Here is a 23,375-nt window from a genome sequence, read left to right on the forward strand (position 1 = left end):
AACATGGCATATTGTATGTATCTGAGAAAGTCCCGCGCCGATGCGGAAGCAGAGGCCCGCGGCGAGGGCGAGACGCTGGCCCGGCATGAAAAAATGCTGATGGATTTGGCACGGCGTCAAAAGCTCAATGTGACAAAAGTATATAAAGAAATCGTGTCAGGCGAAACCATAGCCGCCCGGCCTGTTATGCAGCAGCTTTTGACGGAAGTCGAAGATGGTGCGTGGGATGGGGTCTTAGTCGTGGAAGTAGAGCGGCTTGCCAGGGGAAACACATTAGACCAAGGTCTTGTCTCCCAAGCTTTTCAGTATTCTTGTACGAAAATCTACACTCCCCTTAAAACATATGATCCGAATAATGAATTTGATTCGGAGTATTTTGAGTTTGGATTGTTTATGAGCCGGCGCGAGTATAAGACGATCAACCGGCGGCTCCAGAATGGCCGACTGACTTCCGTTAACGAGGGGAAATACGTGGGAAATAAACCGCCGTATGGTTATGCCCGCAAAAAAATTGATGGTGATAAAGGCTATACGCTTGATATCATCCCGGAGCAGGCCGAAGCTGTGAAGCTTGCCTATGACCTCTATGTAAACCATGGCATGGGACCGCATCTCATTGCCGATGAACTGGACCGACTCGGATATAGACCCCTGTTTGTCGATCACTGGTCGCCTCAAACCATCCGCGGCCTACTGGAAAACCCCGTTTATATAGGTAAGATCCGCTGGGGCGGTCGGGCGGGTATAAAAAGTATGCATAATGGCAAGCTCCAGGTCAGCCGCCCGCGCAACCAAAATCCAACGCTATGTGATGGACTCCATGACGCAATCATATCGGAGGATATCTATTACACTGCACAAAAAATCCGCACAGCAAATTCTCGGCCGCGCTGCAAGGGTACAATCATCAAAAACCCCCTTGCTGGAATCATTGTCTGTGGCATATGCGGTCATAATATGTCCAGACGCCCGTACCCAGACAACACAAAAGACACTTTGCTTTGTCCGGATTCGCACTGTACAAATGTATCTTCGTACCTTTGGATCGTTGAGGAAGAATTGTTGAAGGCAATCGACCAATATCTATCTGCTTTTCGCCTGCAACTCAAAGATCTTCCTTCTTCGCGGACAGATGAAAAAGATCAATTGAAGCAGGCAATCACACGTTACGAATCGGAACTCAAGACACTGGATAAACAATTTGATTCCCTTCATGATTTTTTAGAACAGGGCATATATACAACCGAAACATTTCTTGACCGTTCGGCAAAACTGGAAGCACGGCAGCAGGATGCCGCCAATCAGATCGTTAGGTTAAAAAGTGAGTTGAAGCAAAAGGAGTCAGAGTCTTCCCCGGAAAAACTGATCCCAGTTTTTGAAAATATTTTGGATACTTACTGGACGCTTGAGACTCCAAAAGAGCGAAATGAATTGTTAAAAAGCGGAATTGAAAAAGTAATTTATACAAAGCCGGAGGGCGGCAGATACAAGGGGAAGGAACGGGCTTTTACCCTTGAAATTTACCCACGGAGGACGTTTTTATAGGCTTTATGTATATCTTCAATGCGCAAACGAACTTGCTCACCTCGAGATGGTCAGCACGATCATTCATCAGCTGACCAGAAACATGACCATCGAGCAGATCAAGGAAGCCGGTTTTGAAACTTATTTCGTAGACCACACGGCCGGCGTTTACCCGCAGGCAGCGGCAGGATTCCCGTTTGACGCCCTCAGTTTCCAGTCTAAAGGCGATGCGATTACCGATCTGGTCGAAGATATGGCTGCCGAACAGAAGGCGCGAACCACCTATGACAACATTCTCAGAATGGTAGACGATCCTGATGTTATCGATCCGATTCGTTTCCTGAGAGAACGTGAAGTCGCGCATTTCCAGAGATTTGGCGAAGCGCTGAGAATTGTGCAGGACAATCTGGACTGCAAGAATTTCTACGCGTTTAATCCTGAATTTGATAAGTAGATGGATATCAACTAGATACTCTGATCTCGAATTGTTTTTAACGGCAGGCGGCCAATCCCGCCTGCTGTTTATAATATCAACTTTCCCGATGCTTTTCGCATTTTGTATTTGAGGCCTCTCCTTCTCGCTTTTCCTCTTTCACAGCTCCTGTCATGTATATGTACACGCAAAACATTGTTTTGCTGTAGTCCACCTTCATCAGGCCTTCGTATTTTTCCACGATCCGTTTTACGGATGACAGGCCAATGCCCACCCCTTCATGTTTTGTAGACTCATAAATTCCCTCATGCTCCTTTATCCTGTTGTCGTACGTGTTTTGGATCATGGCCACCAGCTGCTCATTTTTTGCCTCTGCCTTAAGCTCTATGGATTTTGGTTCAGATTCCTGGTCCATGCAAGCCTCCACCGCATTTTTCACAAGATTTCCAAATATAATGCACAGATCTATATCCGCGATACTAACTTTCCTGGGAATATCCGCCTGAATTTTGACGGAAACACCGCTTTTTCTCGCTTTTGCCGCATAATGCCGCAGAACCACATCAAGCGAATGATTTTCACAGATGGCAGGTTCCTCATTTGCCAGATTCCCTTGCGCCAGTTCATGCAAGTAGCTCTGCAGGCCCTCCATATCATTTCTTTCTGCCAGACCGTTCATGGATAACAGGTGATACTTCAGATCGTGTCTGATTCTGGCCATACTCTCCATCTGCTCCAAAAGCTTCTCATATTGTTCCTGCTCCATCTGCAGCTGAGCGGCCTTCATCTTCGCCTGTTCTCTGGCCATGATGCCATTGTACGCCTGAATCAGCATCTGCAATGTCACTAAGAAAAATATATAAGTGGCAAATGACCATAAAACACTAAAAAGGATGTCACCTGTCCCTGTATAATCAATATTTTTCCAATAATCGTTGACAATTTTTACATAAAAAATCGTATATGCCAGGGCCGGGATAATCCAGATAAACTTCCAGAAATAGAATGCGATGTTGAATTCGACCACCCGTCTGTACATTTTGAATAACAACAGCCAAAGCAGTGGTATATGCAGGAGCAAAACTACTATGGATATCATATTTTCGACTGCGGAAGAATTTACTCCCGCTGCGGAAACAATCACTTTGGCAATGGCCAGGATATTGACATACAGGTTCAGCACAACCAGGACAATGAAAAGAAGCTCAAACCAGCTTCCCTTGATGGCTAGGTGAAAAACCAAAACCGCGGATAAAATCCATAGCAGGCAGCCCAACAGGTTATATTTTGTAAAACACATACCGGGAGTAAGGAAAAACACTGTGATCAATATGGTAATGATCACCAGCAGCAAAACCAGTATTCCGGTTTTCATATTGTTGTGGCGAAAACGGCTTTTGAGCGGCACAAATACGAAAAAGGCAAAAACAGTACAGCAGACTATGACTCTCAAAACGATACTAATGGTTTCCGGATTCATTCTATCCATCTCCTCACATTTGCTATCGCCATTTTAGCACATAATTCGCCTTTTCACCATTTACAAAATAAGGAAAAATGCGTCTAAATCTGTAAATCCGGTCGGCTGCTTTTACACCAACTCGCCCAGCATCCCGACCCGCACAGCACAGCAGCGCAAATAGCCTCACATCTGGCAGCATCCACAAAGGAAGACTCCTTTACAATTTCTCGAAATTCTTTCTCAACTCCGCGCTGACCGGCTCTGTTTTCTCAGATCAACCACGCCGGCACATACCAGTTTTTCTCGTCAATCGGAAAGATATCTGGCGGCAGACAGATGACCAGGCCCGTTCCAATCTCTGTTTTTAAATGCCCAGTTCCCTGAAAAGCCTTTTCTTTTTCCTGTTCCTTTTCAATCGGTTTCAAAACAGAGAAATGCTTGGTAGCGCCCTTTGGTGCTGATGCCTTTTTTATTTCAATAGGATTAACAATTCCATTTTGGTATAGGATCAAATCAATTTCTTTTTGGTTGCTGTCGCGGTAAAAATACAGCGGCGGACGCTTTCCCGCATTCAAATAACTCTTGTAGATTTCGCCTACAACCCAGGTCTCAAAAATCTGCCCGCTCATAGCACCTCTTTCAAGGACTTCCGTTGAGTGCCACCCTGTCAAGTAAGAGCACAGTCCCGTATCCAGAAAATACATTCGCGGAGCCTTAATTACGCGGTTCAGCGCAGTGTTAAAATACGGCGGAACCAATAGAACCAAGCCTGAAGAAACTAATATCGACAGCCACTGCTTTGCCGTTGGGGCGGAAATATCCACTTCATTAGCAAGCGCCTCATAATTGACATTCGTCGCTGTTCTTGCCGCAACTGCGCCAAGGAAACGGAAAAATGTCATTTCATCGGCCACCTGAGACAAATCCCTGATATCCCGGCTTATATAGGTCTGCAAATAAGATTCAAAATATTGTTCCCTGCTCACTGCCTCGTTTTCATAAAGCCTTGGCATAGAGCCTTTGTATATGCGTTCAAAAATTTGCATCAAACTCATGGGCTTAATATGCTCGAGCCTCTTAATCAATTCCGGGATATCCGCTTCGAAAGCAGGACACTTCTTCCCATTGATCTCGCTGTTTGAAAGGCCCTCCATTTCCAAGATGCCCGCCCTGCCGGCAAGGGACTCTGTCACATTTTTCATCATATGGAACGTCTGTGAACCCGTAAGCCAAAAATCACCGCAATTCTTATGGGCATCTACATACATCTTGATATATGGAAACAATTCCGGAGCATATTGAACCTCATCGATTAAAACAGGCGGTTCATATCTCTGAATAAACATCGCCGGATCTGCTATAGCGGATTGTCTTATGGACGGATCATCGAGAGAAACAATCCTGCGCTCTGGCTCCGCCATCTTCTTTAATAAAGTCGTCTTTCCGACAACAATACACATCGTCAAAGCCATCACCCATTTACCGGCAAAGATTCTTGCGTTAAAGCGGTTCGCCTCCTGTTTCCCCTCTGCTTCTCCTTGTCAATATTTGTAAAAATTTGTTAAATCAAATAGTTTTATCAACAACTAATTAAAATACGGCTAAGTGTTGAAGTTTTCTATGGGCTTGGGGTGTATCTGACAGGAATTCTATCGAAAGTGCCAATATTTTTAAACTACGCAAGCCGCAACCGTTGAAAAAGTCTCAACAATGGGCCGCAAAAGTGCAATGTTGTTGATGAAACTCTATGATGCTGATTAAATAACGCTCTCCATTGGCCCTCAAGTAGTCTGTCGTCATCATTTTATCCATTGCTTCCATAACTTCTGGAATTCCAAAGCCATCACCCACTCACCGGCAGAGATGCCTGAGTCGAAGCGCTTCACTGACCACATCCTTAAATCGTTCCACATCGCAGTATAATCTTGAATACGGGAAGATAATCGACTGACTTTTGTCCTCCAACAATTGGTCAATTTTATAATCGCACATGAATCGGTTCTCCTGTTCCAGTTCTTTTTGCGATATCAGCGCCGCCCTTTTGTATTCTTGCGGAATATAAAGAGATGCGTGAGGGATATGTACAATCATATTTTTCATCATTTTGGTGCTCCTTTCTTGTAAAAGAAAAACACCTGAGATAGCTCAAGTGTTCCTAATTTAAGCTATCCTTATCCGTCTGGGTTTACCACCTTAAACGAGCAGGTTGGTGTGATCTGCGAGCCAGTCTCTAAATCACTCTTTATAAGGTAAATATTCTATTATTCCGCGGCCTTAAAGTTGTACAAAGGCCGTATGCGGCTGATGATCCGGGCCGTATCGGTTATCTGCGAGGTGATTTCCTCCAGACTCTTATAAGCCATCGGCGCTTCATCGAGGGTCGCTTTACCCACGCAGGTCGTGTAAATGCCCGACATCTGTTTCCTGTATTCTTCCAGCGAAAGCTTATCCGAAGCAGCCTTTCTGCTCATCAGCCGCCCCGCCCCGTGGGGAGCGGAACAGTTCCAATCCTCATTGCCCCGGCCTTCACAGATCAGACTGCCGTCCCGCATATTGATGGGAATCAGCAGCTTCTCCCCTGCTTTGGCGGAGACAGCGCCTTTGCGCAAGATCATGGCGTCGGTGTCGATGTAGTTATGTATGGTGGTAAAGGAATCTTTAGCAGCAATCCCCATGCCCTCCAGAATCACATCGGTCATCGCCTTTCGGTTGAGTGCAGCAAAGCGCTGAATCAGTTTCATATCGTGAATATAATCGTCGAAAAGCTTTCCCTCCACATAAGCCAGGTCCTTTGGCACCGGTGTCATCATCGCCCGCCGTTTTTTCAGGGCCTTGATTGCTTTATGGATTTCTTTGCTATTCCCTTCCTCTTTCATACGGGCGATCATCTCATCGATTTGGAACCTGGCGTTTCCGCAGAGTGCGTGAAATGCCTGATTCTGATAATACCTTGCCACCTCATTACCGATATGGCGGCTTCCCGAGTGAACGACCAGATAGAGTGCTCCCGATTCGCTTTGGTCCACTTCGATAAAATGATTTCCGCCGCCCAGGGTGCCGATGCTCCGCCGGGCACGTGTAAGATTGACCTCTGTGCCGCACCGAAGCTGTGTCAAATCAATCTGATCGTTCAGCGGATGCGGAGTCTCTCTAATCTCACGTCCGCAAGGGATCTCCCTTCTGATAAGCTTATCCAGTTTTTCAAAATCTACGTGCTCCCCATCCAGCCGCACAGTTTCCATGCCGCAGCCGATATCTACGCCCACCATGCCGGGAACAACCTTATCTGTTATAGTCATGGTCGTACCGATGGTGCATCCCATTCCGGCGTGCACATCCGGCATGATGCGGAGCTTGCTGCCTGCGAAAACTTCCTGATCGCAGACCGCTTTAATCTGTCCTTTTGCGGATTTTTCCAGTTCTGCGCAGAAGCAAAGCGCCGTATTATAGTTTCCCTGTACCTCAATCATATCGTAGGCCCTCCTGTCAGGCGGTTATTCTGTCATAACGCTCACTGTTCAGCACTTCCATCATATAAGCATAGGGCGTCAGGTTTCCCGATGAAATCATGGAAAAGATCCGCGGCGAGCAGCCGGAAACCAGGGCCGCGCCCTGCTCGTTGAGCTTGACAGGCTGCTGGCGGTTTCGGCTGTCCACGTTCCAGAACACCAGTCTTGGAAGCGCATATCCATGTTTTGAAAACATTCTTTTAGCATATTCAAAATTTGTCATCTGTGCGTTTTCCGTACAGGAGTCGAACTCCATGTCGGATATTATGTAAATCGTCTCCGGCAGCTCTTTTTGCGGCAGCCTGTTTTTGACAGCTGTTTTCAGCACCAGCTCGAAGACCTTCTGTATATCCGTGTTGGCCACCTCGTTAAAGCCTGTGCAGTAAACCACCTTCTCATAGATCGTCCGGCCTTTGATCTCCACCAGCTGCGGCTTGTGGGAAAAGGTAATGAAATGATTCTTAAAGGGCCCCTCATTTCGTTCCCCGAAGTAAATCGCAAGCGATATTGCCACTGCCGCCGGAAGCGTATTGCTGCCATAATACATGGAGGCTGAGCCGTCTGCCACCACCAGCGCATTTTCGCCTCTTGTGAAGTCTTCCTGCGCGTTCCAGGTCACATCGATGCTCCGGCGTTCATCTTCGGCGGTGTTTTCCCGAAAAAACGGCGTAATAATGTCATATGGCGTTAATGTCCCTGTATGAAGGGTAGCCGCTCCGTTTCTCACCTGTTCCAGAAAGGCCTCATACCTTGATCTATCGTTTCTGAAAAAAGCCTTTCGATATTTGAGCATAGCCCTGGATGGCTGCTTGGCATAATCAAACGTATAGTCCTTCTCCCGAAGATTGTTTTCAATGATCCGAATCTCGCTCCGCAGGCGCACAAGGCTTTTTCTGTATTGCTGATCGTTCATGCCCAGACTGCGGGCGATCTTTTTGGCTCGCCGCACGGTTTCCGGGCTGGATGCGTTGACAGACGGCAGCCACTTGGCAAGCAGCGATACCTTTCCGCTCTTTTCCAGAGCGTCCAGATCTGCGTTCAGCTGACTTTGTATGTAAGAAAGCGCCTCTGCCTCGCATGGCGTATCCAGCAGCACCAGCAAATCGTCATATCTGCCGTATTCGCAAATAAAGCTTATGTTTTTTCGCACTGACCTGGCATTGTGGAAGGCCAGCCAGCGAAGTATAACCCGAAAGCTCCGTCTTTCCCCCAGCCCGCCCCGGACATCACGGGCAAAGAATAAAATCTTCATAGCCATATCGGGATTTTCCGCATAAGCCCTCGCAAAACGCTCCATTATCTGCTCTTCCTTTTGATTTCGCAGAGCGCCGATGACGGCAAACAAATCTACGCAGTCGGAATCCGTTGTCCTATACGCAGCAGCGCCGTTTTCCGTTTGTGTTTTGTTCGCTTCCCTTTTTAAAAATTGCAGCATGACGATTCCTCCTTTTTCGAAAAATTTACAAGGCACCTTTTACTTACATGTGGGAGTTGCACCCACCGTCTTCGGGTTAGAAACCCGACGCTTCCTAGTGAGCAAATGTAGTCTTATGTATTGCTTGCTGTAGGTGCCTTTTATTACAAGACGCGGGTCGGACATCGCCTGATACGGCGATGGTTTTCTTTTCAAGAGAAAACAACTTAGCCAGTTGCTGTATGCGTCTTTGTAGGTAAATCATACCAGAGGTCTGCCCGCTTATCATGGAAAAAAAGTTGCGAACTCTATTTGAATTCGCAGTTTTTTTCGATCAATGTTTTCTGTTTTTGCAGTCGTTCTTTTATTTGAGCGATAAACCCGTTTGGTGATAAAACTTTTACCAAAGGCCCGAAGGACATGACACGAATCAAAAGCTCGGTTTCATCGTCCTTGTCATAATATAGGGTGAGCCGGTATCTGTCCGCCTCTATCCGCTCCGTTTCCTTTTGCAGATGGGAAAAGTGAAGCATCACCCGTTCCAGAGCATTGCGCTCATCCTGCACTTCCAGTACCAGCGCCTCCTTTTGCAGAACCGGCGGCTTGTACCCATCCTCGCTGTAAGGCTCCAAAAGACTGCACGTCTCAATTCTCGCCAGATTGATGGTCATAACGTTTCTCGGAGAAGTGGTTATCATGCGAAACTTATCATCCTTTAATGAGTATTCCAGCCAGTAAGGAACGCATACCCAGGAATGGCTTTTGCCCCTGTGCCCGGTAAAATTGATGCGCAGCAGCCGCTTCTGCCTGAAAGCGTTCAGCACAGTCCGGAAATTTCCGATATACGCTTGGCTTTCATAAGGATCGCCATCGCAGTATTGGTCAAACCAGACGAACATATCGGGCGTAAAAAGCGCAGGCACGGTAACGAGGCTTTCAGAAAAAGCTTTCTCCATTATGAGCTCCGTCATCTTTTCATCGGTCAGCTTTCCTAAAACAGCTTCTTTGAGCACAGCGGCTGTCACATTGAAATAGCTCCCGTATATTTCATGAAACATCATCGCCGCCACCTCCGTACATCTCTTCCATCTGCCGCAGATCGCTATAAAAAGTCTCGGTCACATAGGAATTGCTGCATTCCAGCTTTATAATCCGGCCGATGAAGGTCCTCAGCCAGGGCAGCATCTCCGTGGCATCGTAGACATCGGCAGTAAAACGATATGTAACCGCATCGATTCTTTCAACACGACCGTTTCGCTTCTCACGCTCCAGCCTGCTGACGATAAAGGCTTCCCCCTCCTCTGCGCGAATGGTCATCTCAATATGGTCCAGGCTGTCATTTCTGCCGGTGGAAACACCCCACAGGTGCTTGGAAAATGTTTCGCAGCCTTTCAGATAATCCTCATACTGCGCTTCTACAGGTCCGGCTTTTGTTTTTTTAATGCTGTCCAATCTGAAAAACATCCGCTTATCAAAACGGTAGTCATTTGCGAGCAAATAATACCTTCCGTTCTGGGTGCTGGCATAAATCTTTAAAGGCAGAACATGGTACTGGCGCTTTTCTTTCATGCGTTTGCCGTGAACCGTGATGTACAGCGTTCTTTTTTCACCCATGGCCGCAAGGCACTCATAGAGGATCTGGCTGTCCAGAGCCTGCAGAATATAGTGGTGTTTGAACCTGAAATATTCCGGCACCTCTTCGTATTTGTCCAGCAGATAGGAGCCGATCACACCCAAAGGAGCCGCTTCTGAGAAAAAGGCGGCGGCCTCTTTCCAGCTGTCCGGGTCCACAGAGCTTTGCGCAAGCCGGTAAATCTTCTCTCGGCCCCGTTTGGAGCAGCACAGCAGACCGAGCTTTTCGTATTCTTTCAGCTTCTTGCGCACCGTTGACTCATCGGGCAGATCTTCCTCATCAAAAATACCCAGATATATGTCACTGATGCAATCTGTAATTTCACGGGCGGATTTTGCGCTGCCATCGGACAGCAGGTCGAGTAAATAGAAATGAAGCTTTATATCGTTGTTGGTAAAGCTCTTGGCTTTGAAGGCCTTGTACAGGGGATTGTGGGCGACCGTTCTGCTGTCAACGGAAAGAAATATGTTTTTCCCGTTTGCGTCCTGGCGAAAGGACATGTAATCCTCCAGCCAGCTTTCGATGCGGCGGCGTTCATTGTCGTAGCTGCGGGCACTCTTGGCCTTATATTCTTCACGGCTTTTAAATCCGTAAACATAGAACTCCCGCATGTAATCCCGCACACGTTCAAAATTTTTAATAAGCTCACTGTATGCCATGGCCCTCACCTCCGGATACTAGTTTATCACACTCTTACGGGGTATAGGAAGGCAGATCGGGACTTTTGCTTTGGAATTGGTTCCCGGCGTTTATGCATATGAGTATCGGATCCCCCCACCTACAAAAAATGGAAAAACGTGTACAATATTGTAAAAGAGTACAATTTGTATACGTTAAATTGGCCAGTTCCTATAAAAAAGTGCTGATTTTAATCAGAAACCATGCTTAAATCGGTAATATTGAATCAAATTTTACAAAATCAGGAAATCCGCTCTCAAAAAACGTGTACAAAATCCAGTTTTATTAGATTTTGTACATGTTTTGGAAAATTAAGGAACGCTTAACCGCTCTGATTACCCGAACATTTTCCGCTCCGCCCTGCGCCATGCCCTATTCCGGAAAGGAAATATAAATGCTCAGCACTCCCTCCTGATACCGTGCTCCGATGGACCCGCCCATCTGCTCTGTGAGCATTTTCGCGATCGACAGCCCCAGCCCGGTGGAGCTTTTAGCTGTTTCCACCGTATAAAAACGGTCGAACATTTTTCCCACCTCCAGTTCATCCAGCGAGGGAGCATGGTTGGAAAATATGATTTCCCCGTTTTCCCGCAGGTGGATGCGCAGATCACCGGCGCTGTATTTAATCGCATTGCTGATGACATTTCCGAAAATGCGGGACAAGGCGTTTTTATTGAGGCAGCGCCTTACCTTTTGCTCTGGCATAGAGATCTCCGGCGTAATCCGGCACCCCTTCAATGCCGCGTAGTAGGCGGAAAGGCTCTCTTCCAGCACATCGTTGAGGGCAATTTCGTCACAGGGCAGATCCTCTGCGGAAGAAGCGGCGATGGTATAGCGGAAAAGCTCTTCCATCAATTGTTTCAGGGCTTCGGTACGGTTTTCGATCACATCCAGATAGCGGGCAACCGCCTCTGTCGTTTCCTCTTTTCTCAAAAGCTCCAGATATCCGCAGATGGCTGTCAGAGGAGTCCGCAGATCGTGGGAAATATTGGTGATCGCTTCCTTGAGTTCCATGTCTCCCTGTTGAAAACGAAGTCTTTCCCTGCGCAGCTGACGAAGCTGGACGTTGATGCCGGCTGCCAATTCCCGCATCCGCCGGTCCCTGCTGGAAAGATCGATCAGCGTATTGGTTTCGGTCATGAGCCTGTCGGCAAAAGCCTCTTCAATTTCCCTGGCTGATTTGCGCAGCAAATACACCTTTATTAAAAGAAACACAATGCAAAGTGTAAGCAGCCCGATCAGGACCCATAACCAGATTTCCATAAAAAACTCCTTTACTTGATATCCTTTCTTCGGAAGACAAGGATTCCCGCGCCAGTAGTGATAACCGTTATCGCCAGCGAATAAAGGGACATCCGCCATGTATGAGCAGCACCCATGCTTGCGTACTCAAGTGCCTGTCCTGTGGGAAGGATCTCCAGAACCGTCTCATACACTTCCCTTTTTGTTCCCGAAACATAACGGGGGTTCGGTATCGTCTCTCCGCTTTGAACAACTCCCGAATCATTGGTAAAGCTATAGCCTTCATAGGTCGGCGGAGCATTGAGTATATTGGCAATGCTGATCGCCGCAAAGAGCAGCGCAAAGATGCCAACGATCGCCACAACCGCAGCAAACGCCTTATTCTGGATCAGCATGGATACCAGTGTAAATATGGCGGTCAGGGCAAGAACCATAATCAGACTGCCCAATAAGGTAAGTACAATGATTTTCCCATCCGCTGAAAAGGTCCCCAAAAGCGGCATACCCAGGCCGATTGCCGGGATCAGATACGCCAGCACCATCAAAAATCCCGCAGAAATACATACGATTAAATTAGCCAGATAAATGCCAGGTCTCGTGTGGCCGACGATCAGCTTATTGCGCATGGTTCCGTCGCTGTATTCAGTACCCAGGTACAAACTGCAAAATACAGCCGCCACAATACCCACTAATATCGTATATCCGAAAAGCAGATCGTCCGGTGCGATCTGAGTCCCGTCCCTTTGCATATCCAGATAATTTCTGATGATAATATAGGCGCCGAAGACAAACATAACCAGCATGCCCAGCCAAAAAACCTTATCTTTTTTCAGGCGTGTGAAATTCGCCGCTAACAACCTATTCATGTTCGCCACCTCCGATCAGATTCACATAATAGCTTTCCAGACTTTCCTCCCTCTCATCGATGGAGCGCACTTCACAGTGTTCCGTTGCCAGGGCCAGGGTCAGCTCCGTAATATTGATTTTATCAAAGATATCCGCCTGCGTATCAGAAAGGATCTTGTATTCCACCTTCATGCTGTCCAAAACCCAGGACAGCGCTTTTGTATCGGAAACCTCTATGCGGACGCATTTCCTGCACGCCGCATCCAGTTCCTGGGCGCTGATCTCCTTCACAATATGCCCGCTATCGATAAAGCCGTAATGGGTTGCCAGCCGGGACAGCTCATCTAGGATGTGGCTGGATATCAGCACGGTGATCTGCCTTTTGCGATTCAGCTCCAGAATCAGCTCACGCATCTCGATGATTCCCTGGGGGTCCAGGCCGTTGGCCGGTTCATCCAGAACCAGAAAGTCCGGGTCTCCTGCCAGAGCAATGGCAATTCCCAGTCTCTGACGCATACCAAGAGAAAAATTCTTCGCCTTCTTTTTGCCGGTATTTTCAAGCCCCACCAGCTTTAAGAGTTCCGGTATCCCTTCAAAAGACGGCAGCCCGAGAATGCGATACTGCTCTTTCAAATTTTCCTCCGCTGTCATATCCAAATACAGGGACGGCGTTTCCACCACAGCGCCCATTCTCCTCCGGGCCTTTGCGATTTCCTTATCCGCGCTATCCATGCCGTACAGCCTGTAGCTTCCTGCCGTCGCTTTTTGAAGCCCGCAGATCAAACGGATCAAAGTCGTTTTTCCGGCTCCGTTTTTCCCGACAAATCCATAGATGGCTCCCTTGGGAATGTGCATGGTGCACTCGTTGAGCGCTTTAAAATGTCCGTAATGTTTGCTCAAAGCATCTGTAGTCAAGACATAGTCCATAAATTCAACCTCCTTTTTCATTACAGACATTCTAGCGGATGAAGGTTAAGAAAGCGGTTAAGAAAAAAGTTAAGAAACCGTAAAGATTCTAAGCCTCTTTCATTTTAAAACCGATTCCCCATACGGCTTCAATATAGTCCTTTTCGCCGGCCTGCCGCAGTTTCTTTCGCAGATTGCTCACATGAACCTTCAAAGAGCTTTCCATACAGTCGGGCGTATCCTCACTGATCCGCTCCAATATAGAAGACTTGGTAATCACCTGTGAGGGATTTTGCATCAGAAGCTTTAAAATCGCATACTCCGTTTTGGTCAGACGAACCGCATGGCCGCTGACATGGACTGCATGGGCCTTTGTATCCATGCTGATATCATCAAATCGCAAAAGGCCGGAAGGTTCCTGAAAAGAAGCGTTTCTCAGCTGTACGGCGATTCTTGCCAGAAGCTCTTTTGTGTCAAAGGGTTTTGTGACATAATCCGCCGCTCCCTCCAGCAGCAGCTTTACCTTATTATCCACGTCCACCTTCGCGCTGACGACGATCACGGGAATCCCTCTGATTTCAGCCAGCACCTCATCGCCATTGATCCCCGGGAGCATGAGATCCAGCAGAACCAGATCCGGGCGCCGGGCGGATAAAACCAGCAGGGCTTCGGTCCCGGAATACGCTCTGGACACGCCGTAGCCTTCTGCGGTCAGCACTTCCTCCAGCATATTTCCGATAGTTACATCATCATCAATAATCAATATATGTTTGATTGGAACCACCTCCAAAGTTTGTTCTGTTTCGCATTTAGTATATCATCATATTTTAAATGCCATGTGAAATTTTTATTTTTGGGACGCATCTTTCAGGATAATTTGTTAGAATAGTATTCGCACCTCTCAAAATCGTGCATCGAATGAGAGGATATGAATAAAACTTCATGGTATGCTGTTCTTACAGAAAAGGAGATTGATATGGACTGGCTCAAACGAATGAATGAAGCGCTCGAATACATCGAAGACAACTTGGACGGTGAGATCGATTATGCGGTTATCGCCCGCAAGGCCTGCTGTTCGGTTTATCATTTTCAAAGGATATTTTCCTATATGGCAGAGGTACCGCTGTCGGAATATATCCGCCGCAGACGACTGTCCAAGGCAGCGTTTGATCTGCAGAATACCGATATGCGGGTCATCGATGTCGCTCTCAAGTACAGCTACGATTCGCCGACTTCCTTTACAAGAGCTTTTCAAAAGCTGCACGGCATTACGCCGATCGCTGCCCGCGAAAAGGGAGCTCTGCTCAGGGCCTATCCGCCGATCGCTTTTCAAGTATCTATTAAAGGAGCAACTGCTATGAACTATAAAATTGAAGAAAAAGAAGCATTTCGCATTGTAGGTTTCAAGCTTTCCACTACCATGGAAAACGATGCCTGCTATCAGGAGATCCCAAAGTTTTGGGGTGAGATCGCCGGGACCGGTAAAATAGGAAGCCTGGGCCCAATGATTAACAAGGAACCCTTTGGCATGTTGGGTGTCAGTGTCTGCGGCGAACCATTTGCCGATTCCAGCACCTTTAAATTCGACTATTACATCGCCGCCCCTTCCGATCAGGCTGCTGCCGATGGTATGGACGAGTTTATCGTACCTGCCGCCACCTGGGCTGTTTTCGAATGTATCGGCCCTATGCCGGGAGCAGTCCAGGAGATGCAGAAACGAATCGCCACCGAATGGCTGCCCACCTCCGGCTACGAATACGGAGAAGCACCGGACATTGAAGTTTACTACGACGAAGACGGCTCTAAAGCCGATACCCGCAGCGAAATCTGGATTCCCATCGTCAAAAAATCCGATGCGAAGTAAGCTGTCATCGGGCAAATCCATTTATGGGGCTTTGGTTCCAAACCGGAAAGGCATGGTTCTATGACCGGCCGTTTATATACGAAATAAATGTCAGCTAGACTTCGAAAAAAAGAACAAAACGATATTCCTTCTTAGACTCCCACGGGAAAATAAGGAGGAATATCGTTTTGTGCAATTATTTAAAGGTAAAATGATATTTTCAGGGAAGAGTGCGGGCGGGGCACAGGAAAAAATCAGGAAGGTTCTGGAAAAACTATCAAAATAGCGCAACTGACTGTACTCAATTGATAATCCAGCATTTTTTCTTTTCCTGGATCACGGGGAAATATCAAAATCCTGGTATTTTCGAAAAGTTACCGCAGCCTGCAAAGTAACGCGCTAAAGCAATTCCGGATCTTTCATCGAAAAAACAGGAAAAAGCGGATCTTTTTTCAACGTTCCCTGCCCTTGCCGGTCAATTTTAAGTGGAAATTTTCCAAAACTAAACCCACAAAACCCGCAAACCCATAAGTTTCATCCGCTCTGGCCCAATTTCAAAGCAAAAAGCGCCAAGCCATCATTTTATATCCGCAACCTTATCTTCTCATCTTCTTGCCAGACTGTTTCAATTTCTTTCATCCTTTAAAACAACCTGTCCAGCAGAGTTCCCTTCTCTTCTTCACTGACCGTCACCCGGACAGTGGTATCCGGTGTATAGGTTCCGCCCTGCCCCTGGCCGCTGCCGATATATATGAGCTTGCCGTTTTCCAGCGTCCCGGTGCAGCCTCCATCCCCACTGTCTGAGAGGGAAATTCCCAAAACAGTGGCCAGATCATCTTTGCTCATTTCCGCTTCTATATTGTAAAACAGCGTTCCCAGGGTTCCCGTCATTTCCATGCACACAGCATCGGAAGCGGAATAATCCTCCGGCCTGTCCAAAATTCCTGCCGGAAACGCAGCCTGCAGGGACACCGCTTCCACGTCCACATATGCATATCCCCAATTTCCGGACCCCAGAGAACCGAATTCCGGCGTTCCAAGCGGGCCGTACGCCGCGGCGATCTCTTTGCCGGTCATACCCACCAGGTCCACGTATTTTCCCCAGGTATCCTTTTTATGCTCCGTACCCACGGTCTTTTCGTATTTATATTTGTCTCTGCTCTTCTTCCATTCCAGCCGAAAAAGGTGTTTACCGTCATACAGCTCTGTAGCATCGATATACCCTTCTGTCATCTGATATTTCAGTCCATCGATATACACTTCATAATTTGCAAGCTCCTGGACCGATCCATCTTCATAAGTGGCGTGCAGAGGATCTAAGATCAATTTGTTGTCTTCGATTTCATACTCCTCTTTCAGATCCACTTCGCTGGCTATTTTTACTGCCGCCGCCTGCTTTTTATCTCCTGCGTCAGCATCGCCGCCCAAAAAGAAAATTGCTGCCCAGACAGCTGCTCCGCATAAAACCAGACCAATCAGCACAAACAGCACAATCCGCTTTTTATGCGTATACAAAAAACGGACGATATGACGTTCCCGCTCCGAAACAGGCTCTTCCGCCTTATCGGCCGGGGCCCCGCATCGCTTGCAAAAGTTGGCCCCCTCTTTCATCTCGTTTCCGCATTGACTGCAATACATCGATTTCCTCCGGTTTCATTTATTCCTCTGACACGATCCTCAGCAATGGAACCGCAAACATCTCGTCCCCACCGGCGCTGCCTCCGTCTGTCCTTTCAGTCGGCGCACTATAGTCAGATGGATTTATTATACCACATGAAAAGAGAAAAGCCAGTACCTATGCAGCTTGTGTTCCGTACTGTACCTTTTGCGGCAGATCGGAACACAGGATAAACGGATTCAAGCCCTCCTGAATTGTTCGCTTTTTTCGCACAATTCAAGAAAAGTATGTTCACAAAATGTCTTCAAGGCACCGTTTAGAACATAAAAATACAATTGGAATTTTTCGGGGCCACCTGAAAGGTGATATTCCTTAAAAAGAACTTCTTCTCATGCGTAAGCCCTGATAGTTGAGTCCGCTGCTACTCGCAGGAAGACTCACCGGCTTCAAGGGCATCTTTTATCCGCTCCATACATTCTTCTATCACGCACCTGGGAGCGGCAGCGTTGATTCGTTCATAGCCTTCGCCTTCCTCCCCGAAAATAAAGCCTTCATCCAGGGCAACCCTGGCTTTCTGCTGCATTAATTTTTTCAGCTTTTTCGAATCCGAACAATACCCGCTGAAATCGATCCAGACCAGATAAGTACCCTGGCAATCCATCACCTGCGCTTTCGGCAGCTGCTCTGCGGCAAACTTTTCGATATACTGGATATTGCCGTCGATATAGGTCTTTACCTGACTAAGCCAGTCATCTCCCTGGTTATAGGCGGCGATGATGGCTGTCAGCCCAAAGGGATTACAGAATCCAAGAGAAAAACGGGAAGAAACCAGATGATTCCATTTCTTTTGGTATTCTTTGTTGGGAATCACAATATTGCTGAACTGCATTCCCGCCAGATTAAAGGTCTTGCTGGGTGCAGTGCAGGCAATGATCCGCTGAGAATAGTCCTCCGCCAGTTTGAGCAGCGGCGTATGAACGACTCCGGATCTGGTCAGGTCGGAATGAATTTCATCGGAAACAATCCATTTATCGTATTTCCTTGCGATTTCTACGACTTTTCTCAGTTCCTCCCCGGTCCATACGCGTCCCACCGGATTGTGGGGACTGCACAGGATCATACCTTTATTCCGTTCATCCGCAAATTTCTGTTCAAGGTCCATAAAATCCATTTCATAGGTGTTACCCTTGCGAACCAGGGGACTATTGGCCACCTTGCGACCGTTTGCCTCAATGGTATTGGTAAACGGGTAGTAAACAGGCCTCTGAATGATAACGCCATCCCCTTCTTCTGTCAGACAGTTGATCAGAAAAGCGATGGCCGGAACGATTCCCGGGCTGAAAAAAAGCTCGTCTTTTTCGATCTGCCAGCCGAAGCGGCGCTGATACCAGCCGGTGACAGCATCTTTCAATTCATCGTTTTCATAAAGGGTATAACCGAAAATCTTTCGGTCGATACGCTGATGAAGTGCGTCTAAAATCGGCTGCGCACAGGGTAAATCCATATCCGCGACCCACAGGGACAAGGCATCCTCCGGCACCCCGGGCGGCATAGCGTCAAATTTTACCGAATGGGTTCCCTTGCGGTCTATAGGTGTATCGAAATCATATTTCATAACAGATACTCTCCTCACTCTTTTCTATGGTTAAGCTTCCACTTCTTTCTGCGCCCGCATGATAGCGTACTCAGCGCTTTCAAAGACATGTTCCTTCCCTATTTTGTCGATCAAACCGCCCCGCTGCAGGCCTTCCAGCACTTTGGGCTGAACGCTGGACAGCATAACGGTCACTCCGTCCTCCGCCAGCTCCTGTTCCAGCTCCAGCAAAGCCTGAATCCCCGAAAGGTCGATTGCCGGCACTCCCCGCATGGATAAAATCAGAATTTCTGTATTTCCCAGCTCCGTAAGCTGCTTTTTTAATTTGTCCGTGACCGCAAAGAAAATCGTCCCTGTCAGATAAGCCATACGGATTGTCTTTGATACCTGCGGGATATTTATGCCGATCTCCTCCAGCCTTTCATTTTCAATATCAGCAATGGTGATATCAATATCCGTCAGCTTTACCACAATCATGAACGCCGAAAACGCTACGCCGATGATAATCGCCTGCGTCAGATCCAGTACAACGGTGGCTGCCATGGTGATAAAGAATTTCAGCATTCCGGTTTTAAATTTATGGCTGAAGATAAAGCGTATATTTTCCCAGTCGTTCATTCTCCAGGCAGTAACGATCAGTATCCCTGCCAGTGCTGACAAAGGAACTTCTGACATGATGGGAGAAAGAATAAACATGGAAAGAAGCAGAATGACGGCATGAAAGACACCGGTCAGTCTGGTCTCGCAGCCGGCCTTGATGGCTACGCTGGTCCGGGCAATGGCTGCTGTGGCAGGCACGCCGCCAAACAGAGGAATCAGAATATTTCCTACACCCTGGGCCACCAGTTCCCGGTCGCCATTGATCGACTCCTTTTTCATCTTTCCTGCGGATGCTCCGCAGAGCAGGGACTCGATCATAGCCAAAGCCGCGATGGAAAGGGCCGGCACAAAGAAATCCCAGAACTGGGAAGGGTTGATGGCCGACAGCTGCAGCCGGTCCTCCAGAAACAGGGTCTTGGGAATCTCCCCTACCACCGCCACGTCCAATCCGGCAAAGTGATTGAAGATCAGTATCAGAATCAGAGCCGCCAGCGACGAGGGAACTTTGCTGTTCCACTTGGCGGGCCAGGCGATCATAATCAGAATCACGGCAAGACCAATGCCCATGGCGGCAAAATTGGGAGAAAACCCGGAAGTAAAATAAGAAAGCACCTTTACGATCGCCAGATCCCCCTTGGATGTAACGCCGAAAAAATTATCCAGCTGCCCCAGGGCAATGATGATGGCAATTCCTGACGTAAAACCTGTAATCACCGACGATGGGATATAATAGATGATTCGCCCCAGCTTGAGCACTCCTGCTGCCACCAGAATGATTCCGGCGAAAAAACAGGAAATGAGAATTCCCTGCATTCCGTACTTTGCTGCCAGAGTCACCAGTATGGCTGTCATGGCGCCGGTGGGCCCGGATATCTGAAAGGAAGCTCCCGAAAGCAGACTGATCGCCACGCCGCTGAGAATCGCTGTCACCAGACCCGCAGCCGCTGTCGCTCCGGAGCTGACCCCAAAGGCTAAAGCCAGCGGCAGAGCAACAGCGGCAACCGTGATTCCCGCCATCAGATCCCGGCCCAGACGCTTTCCATTATATCCTGCAAATTCACATTTCAAATCCTGCACGTAATCCTTTATTAAATGCATGTTTCCATCCCTTCTAATTTCATAGTTTTTCACTCATTTGTTATTATATCATATGATTTTCAAACTATCTTGCGCTTTTAGAAGGAATACACTTATTTTTACCGCAAGCAAATCCGCCGCCACGGCAGCCCTCCCTACAACGAAAAATCAAAAGCCCAGTTCTTCATTTATGAGAACAATTTCCACATCTTCGATATCATTCATCTTTTTCATATGAATGGTCAGCGCGTTACAAATCCGGTCCGGGCTGGAACAGTCATAACAGCGGTCTCCTTTGACAGCACACGGAGTTCTCAGCTTGTAACGCATCGCGTTTTTCGGAGCCGCGATATTGCGGGCGCGCCACACGGCCTTTTCCAGCGTTGGCTCTATCTTATTGGTACTGATGATAAAATAAACCTTTTCGTGTCCAAACAGAGATCCTGCGATCCGGTTTCCCGTACCGTCGATATTTACCAGCTCTCCCGTCTCCGACATGGCATTGACAGAGGTCAGAAAAACCTCAGTTGTCAGGCATTTTTGAGCAATCTCCAGAAACTCATCGTTATCCTTGCTTTGGTTGGGATCATAGACAGTATTATGCGCGGACAGTCTCTCATAGAGCTTCATATGGCTCATGGTGGCCGAATCGCCAAAGCCGATCACTTTGCCGTTCAGGCTGCGGTCCAAGTAGTCTGCCGCTTCCTCTCCGGAGGAAAAACAGTGCACGGAATAACGGTTCTTTATCAGTGCTTCCATAACAGTTTCAATCTTCATGTGCCTTCTCCTTTCAAGCTTGGGCAATTTTCCATATGAGCCGTTTTTTGCGGCACCTTATTGATCCGATCAATATAGTATATTATAATATACGGAAACAAATATACAAGTACGCACATTTTTATGCCCTGGAAAGGAGTATTCATGCAGACCACCTATTCAGAAAAAGAAATTCCTGATCTGTCCGAAGAAAAGTGTTCTGTCATCTATGCGCTGGAAATTATCGGAGGGAAATGGAAGCTGCCAATTATATGGAAGCTTTCAAAGAAGAAAACTATGCGCTATAACGAGCTGAAGCGGGAGCTGGAAGGCATCACCAATATCATGCTTACCCGCTCGCTGCAATATCTGGAGGAACATCAACTGGTCATCCGCAGGGAACTGGAACACATTCCTCCCCATGTGGAATACTCTCTGACCGATCGCGCCAGACAGCTGATCCCTGCTCTGGAGGTCATCAAGGACTGGGGCCGGCAAGAAATGAAACGGAGTCAGGAGCAGTCCGGTGAGCTTTCATCGGTGCCTGCCAAGCGGTAACCGGAAGCCGATTTGACCGCAATGAAGCCGCGCCCAGGTTGGAACCTTCTGCCTGCGGTCAAACACGCGGGGCCGCCCATCTGTTTACCTATAAATGCCAAAAAGGCATGCTATATTAATTTTACTAATGTAACATGCCTTTCTCTTTATTTATCCGATCTTATCTGCCGTCTTCCTTCAGCCATGTAAACATGCCTTTTGTCATACCGATCATGACAAAGATAAACGGAATTGAAGTAACGATGGTCAGCGTCTGCAGGGTGTTGAGCGGCGCGCCGATAAAGTTCATACACAGCGGCACCAGCGCCAGCGTGATACACCAGAACAGGCGCAGCATCGGGGAAGTGTTCTCATCGTCAGCGAGCTTTTTCGTCGAGGACGCAGACAGCGAAAAGGCTGCGGAGTCCAGGGTTGTTGCCAGAAAGAGAATCGTTATGATCAGAAAGATGATAACACCGGCAATGCCAAACACCGTATGGTCCAGAATGGATAGAATCGTTTCCGAATTGCCCTTTTCCAGAAGCAGATTCACCACATCCAGCTTTCCCGTCAGCTGCAGATTCATGGAAAAACTGCCGTTTATGCCGAAAAAGACAAAGCATCCCGCCGCTCCTCCGAAAATTGTGCTGCAAATCATTTCCCGCATGGTCCTGCCCTTGGAGATTTTCGTGATAAACAGAGCCATCAGGGTCGCGTAAACGATTCCGAAGGCGTAGAAGAAAATGGTCCATGACTCCGGAAATCCTGAATTTTCAACGGAATCCGTCCAAAGGCTCATTTCCACAAAGTGCTGCCCCATCAGTCCCAGTCCGGTGACGATTTCCTTGAGGATGAACCTGGTGGGCCCTGTAAACAGCAGCGCCAGGATAAAAATAATCGCAATATAGACATTCAGAGAACTTAGTTTTTTCATTCCTTTGTCAATGCCGATGTACGAACTGAGTGTAAACAATGCCGCAATGGCAATGGTAACGATTACGTTGACTATAAAGGTGGGTTCAAATCCGAAAATCTTTCCCAGCCCGGAAGAAATGATCGGAATTCCCAGGCCGAGGGTAACACTCAGCCCTCCTACTACACAGAACACGAAGAAAAAGTCGATCAGCTTTCCCAACGGCCGCGCATAAGGTTTGTCACCTATCATAGCCTCGCAGATAGCGCTGAACCGCAGCGCCGAAATTTTCTTCACATGGTAGGCGTAAGCCACCGGGATGGCTAAGACTACGAACATCGCCCAGGGAACGAAACCCCAATGCAGGAAATTGTAAGCGGTGGCGAATTCAGCCGCTTTTGTGCTCATCGGTTCGATCCCCAGCGCCGGCCCGGAATAGTAGTAGCCCCATTCCACGAATGACCAGATGACACACGCAGAGCCGAGCCCTGCGCATATCATCATAGACAGATACTGAAACATGGTAAACTCCGGTTTTTCATCCGCAGCGCCCAGCCTGATCCTGCCATGCCGGCTGAAAGCCATGTAGCAGCAATAGATGAATACCAGAAAGCCGAATACAAGAATCAAGGCTCCGAAGTTATCGGTAATCAGAGCAAAAAGTGTGCTGATCACATCCGTGCCCTGCGTCGGGAATAAAGCCAGCAGGACTACTACGATCAGAATCAGCCCCAGGCTGATGACCATCAAAGGAATATCGATATTCTTATTTTTCATGTGAGTCCCTCCT

General features: G+C 47.8%; 20 protein-coding genes. 4 read left to right on the forward strand and 16 right to left on the reverse strand.

Annotated features, from left to right (window positions below):
- Positions 1–3: 3 nt before the first annotated feature.
- Together NE619_RS13150 and NE619_RS13155 are read left to right on the forward strand one after the other, a co-directional pair.
- Positions 4–1,545 (forward strand): recombinase family protein, encoded by a 1,542-nt coding sequence (locus tag NE619_RS13150; RefSeq protein ID WP_256132885.1) that lies wholly within the window; start codon positions 4–6, stop codon positions 1,543–1,545.
- Positions 1,514–1,978 (forward strand): manganese catalase family protein, encoded by a 465-nt coding sequence (locus NE619_RS13155; RefSeq protein WP_256132886.1) that lies wholly within the window; start codon positions 1,514–1,516, stop codon positions 1,976–1,978. The genes NE619_RS13150 and NE619_RS13155 overlap by 32 nt, the downstream gene beginning before the upstream one ends.
- 76 nt (positions 1,979–2,054) lie before the next feature.
- On the opposite strand, the gene NE619_RS13160 is transcribed toward NE619_RS13155, so the two are convergent.
- From NE619_RS13160 to NE619_RS13210, 11 genes are all read right to left on the reverse strand, one after another.
- The gene (locus NE619_RS13160; RefSeq protein WP_256132887.1) at positions 2,055–3,437 is read right to left on the reverse strand and encodes a sensor histidine kinase; all 1,383 of its coding nucleotides are present in this window, start codon (positions 3,435–3,437) and stop codon (positions 2,055–2,057) included.
- Between the two features lie 251 nt (positions 3,438–3,688).
- Positions 3,689–4,879 (reverse strand): ATP-binding protein, encoded by a 1,191-nt coding sequence (locus NE619_RS13165; protein WP_256132915.1) that lies wholly within the window; start codon positions 4,877–4,879, stop codon positions 3,689–3,691.
- A 391-nt stretch (positions 4,880–5,270) separates the two neighbouring features.
- The gene (locus tag NE619_RS13170; RefSeq protein ID WP_256132888.1) at positions 5,271–5,522 is read right to left on the reverse strand and encodes an N-formylglutamate amidohydrolase; all 252 of its coding nucleotides are present in this window, start codon (positions 5,520–5,522) and stop codon (positions 5,271–5,273) included.
- Positions 5,523–5,680: 158 nt separating this feature from the next.
- Positions 5,681–6,889: an RtcB family protein gene (locus tag NE619_RS13175; protein WP_256132889.1), complete on the reverse strand. Its 1,209-nt coding sequence runs from the start codon at positions 6,887–6,889 to the stop codon at positions 5,681–5,683.
- 16 nt (positions 6,890–6,905) lie between these two features.
- Positions 6,906–8,363: a DUF2828 family protein gene (locus NE619_RS13180; protein ID WP_256132890.1), complete on the reverse strand. Its 1,458-nt coding sequence runs from the start codon at positions 8,361–8,363 to the stop codon at positions 6,906–6,908.
- Between the two features lie 287 nt (positions 8,364–8,650).
- The gene (locus NE619_RS13185; RefSeq protein WP_256132891.1) at positions 8,651–9,403 is read right to left on the reverse strand and encodes a WYL domain-containing protein; all 753 of its coding nucleotides are present in this window, start codon (positions 9,401–9,403) and stop codon (positions 8,651–8,653) included.
- Positions 9,390–10,634: a WYL domain-containing protein gene (locus NE619_RS13190; RefSeq protein ID WP_256132892.1), complete on the reverse strand. Its 1,245-nt coding sequence runs from the start codon at positions 10,632–10,634 to the stop codon at positions 9,390–9,392. The genes NE619_RS13185 and NE619_RS13190 overlap by 14 nt, the downstream gene beginning before the upstream one ends.
- A 391-nt stretch (positions 10,635–11,025) precedes the next feature.
- On the reverse strand, positions 11,026–11,916 hold the full coding sequence (locus NE619_RS13195; protein WP_256132893.1) for a sensor histidine kinase: 891 nt from the start codon (positions 11,914–11,916) through the stop codon (positions 11,026–11,028).
- A gap of 11 nt (positions 11,917–11,927) precedes the next feature.
- Positions 11,928–12,761: an ABC transporter permease subunit gene (locus NE619_RS13200; protein WP_256132894.1), complete on the reverse strand. Its 834-nt coding sequence runs from the start codon at positions 12,759–12,761 to the stop codon at positions 11,928–11,930.
- On the reverse strand, positions 12,754–13,668 hold the full coding sequence (locus tag NE619_RS13205) for an ABC transporter ATP-binding protein (protein WP_256132895.1): 915 nt from the start codon (positions 13,666–13,668) through the stop codon (positions 12,754–12,756). The genes NE619_RS13200 and NE619_RS13205 overlap by 8 nt, the downstream gene beginning before the upstream one ends.
- A gap of 88 nt (positions 13,669–13,756) precedes the next feature.
- Complete coding sequence (locus NE619_RS13210; RefSeq protein WP_330640758.1) at positions 13,757–14,431, reverse strand: response regulator transcription factor; 675 nt, start codon at positions 14,429–14,431, stop codon at positions 13,757–13,759.
- Between the two features lie 144 nt (positions 14,432–14,575).
- Here NE619_RS13210 and NE619_RS13215 point away from each other — a divergent pair, with 144 nt between their 5' ends.
- Positions 14,576–15,511, forward strand: a complete 936-nt coding sequence (locus tag NE619_RS13215) for an AraC family transcriptional regulator (RefSeq protein WP_330640755.1) — start codon at positions 14,576–14,578, stop codon at positions 15,509–15,511.
- Positions 15,512–16,132: 621 nt separating this feature from the next.
- Here the strand turns inward: NE619_RS13215 and NE619_RS13220 are convergent.
- The 4 genes from NE619_RS13220 to NE619_RS13235 all read right to left on the reverse strand — a co-directional run bounded on the left by NE619_RS13220 (position 16,133) and on the right by NE619_RS13235 (position 21,156).
- A complete protein-coding gene (locus tag NE619_RS13220) occupies positions 16,133–17,128 on the reverse strand; it encodes a zinc ribbon domain-containing protein (RefSeq protein WP_256132897.1) in 996 nt (331 codons plus the stop codon).
- 401 nt (positions 17,129–17,529) lie between these two features.
- Positions 17,530–18,723 (reverse strand): MalY/PatB family protein, encoded by a 1,194-nt coding sequence (locus tag NE619_RS13225; protein WP_256132898.1) that lies wholly within the window; start codon positions 18,721–18,723, stop codon positions 17,530–17,532.
- 30 nt (positions 18,724–18,753) lie between these two features.
- Positions 18,754–20,400 carry a SulP family inorganic anion transporter gene (locus tag NE619_RS13230; protein WP_256132899.1) on the reverse strand — a complete coding sequence of 549 codons (1,647 nt, stop codon included), beginning with the start codon at positions 20,398–20,400 and terminating at the stop codon, positions 18,754–18,756.
- 147 nt (positions 20,401–20,547) lie between these two features.
- A complete protein-coding gene (locus tag NE619_RS13235) occupies positions 20,548–21,156 on the reverse strand; it encodes a lactate utilization protein (RefSeq protein WP_256132900.1) in 609 nt (202 codons plus the stop codon).
- 144 nt (positions 21,157–21,300) lie between these two features.
- Here NE619_RS13235 and NE619_RS13240 point away from each other — a divergent pair, with 144 nt between their 5' ends.
- A complete protein-coding gene (locus tag NE619_RS13240) occupies positions 21,301–21,693 on the forward strand; it encodes a winged helix-turn-helix transcriptional regulator (protein ID WP_256132901.1) in 393 nt (130 codons plus the stop codon).
- Between the two features lie 160 nt (positions 21,694–21,853).
- Here NE619_RS13240 and NE619_RS13245 read toward each other — a convergent pair whose 3' ends face one another.
- On the reverse strand, positions 21,854–23,362 hold the full coding sequence (locus NE619_RS13245) for a BCCT family transporter (RefSeq protein WP_256132902.1): 1,509 nt from the start codon (positions 23,360–23,362) through the stop codon (positions 21,854–21,856).
- Positions 23,363–23,375: the final 13 nt, after the last annotated feature.

It is taken from the genome of Anaerovorax odorimutans (genome assembly GCF_024459955.1).
GTDB lineage: Bacteria > Bacillota > Clostridia > Peptostreptococcales > Anaerovoracaceae > Hominibacterium > Hominibacterium odorimutans_A.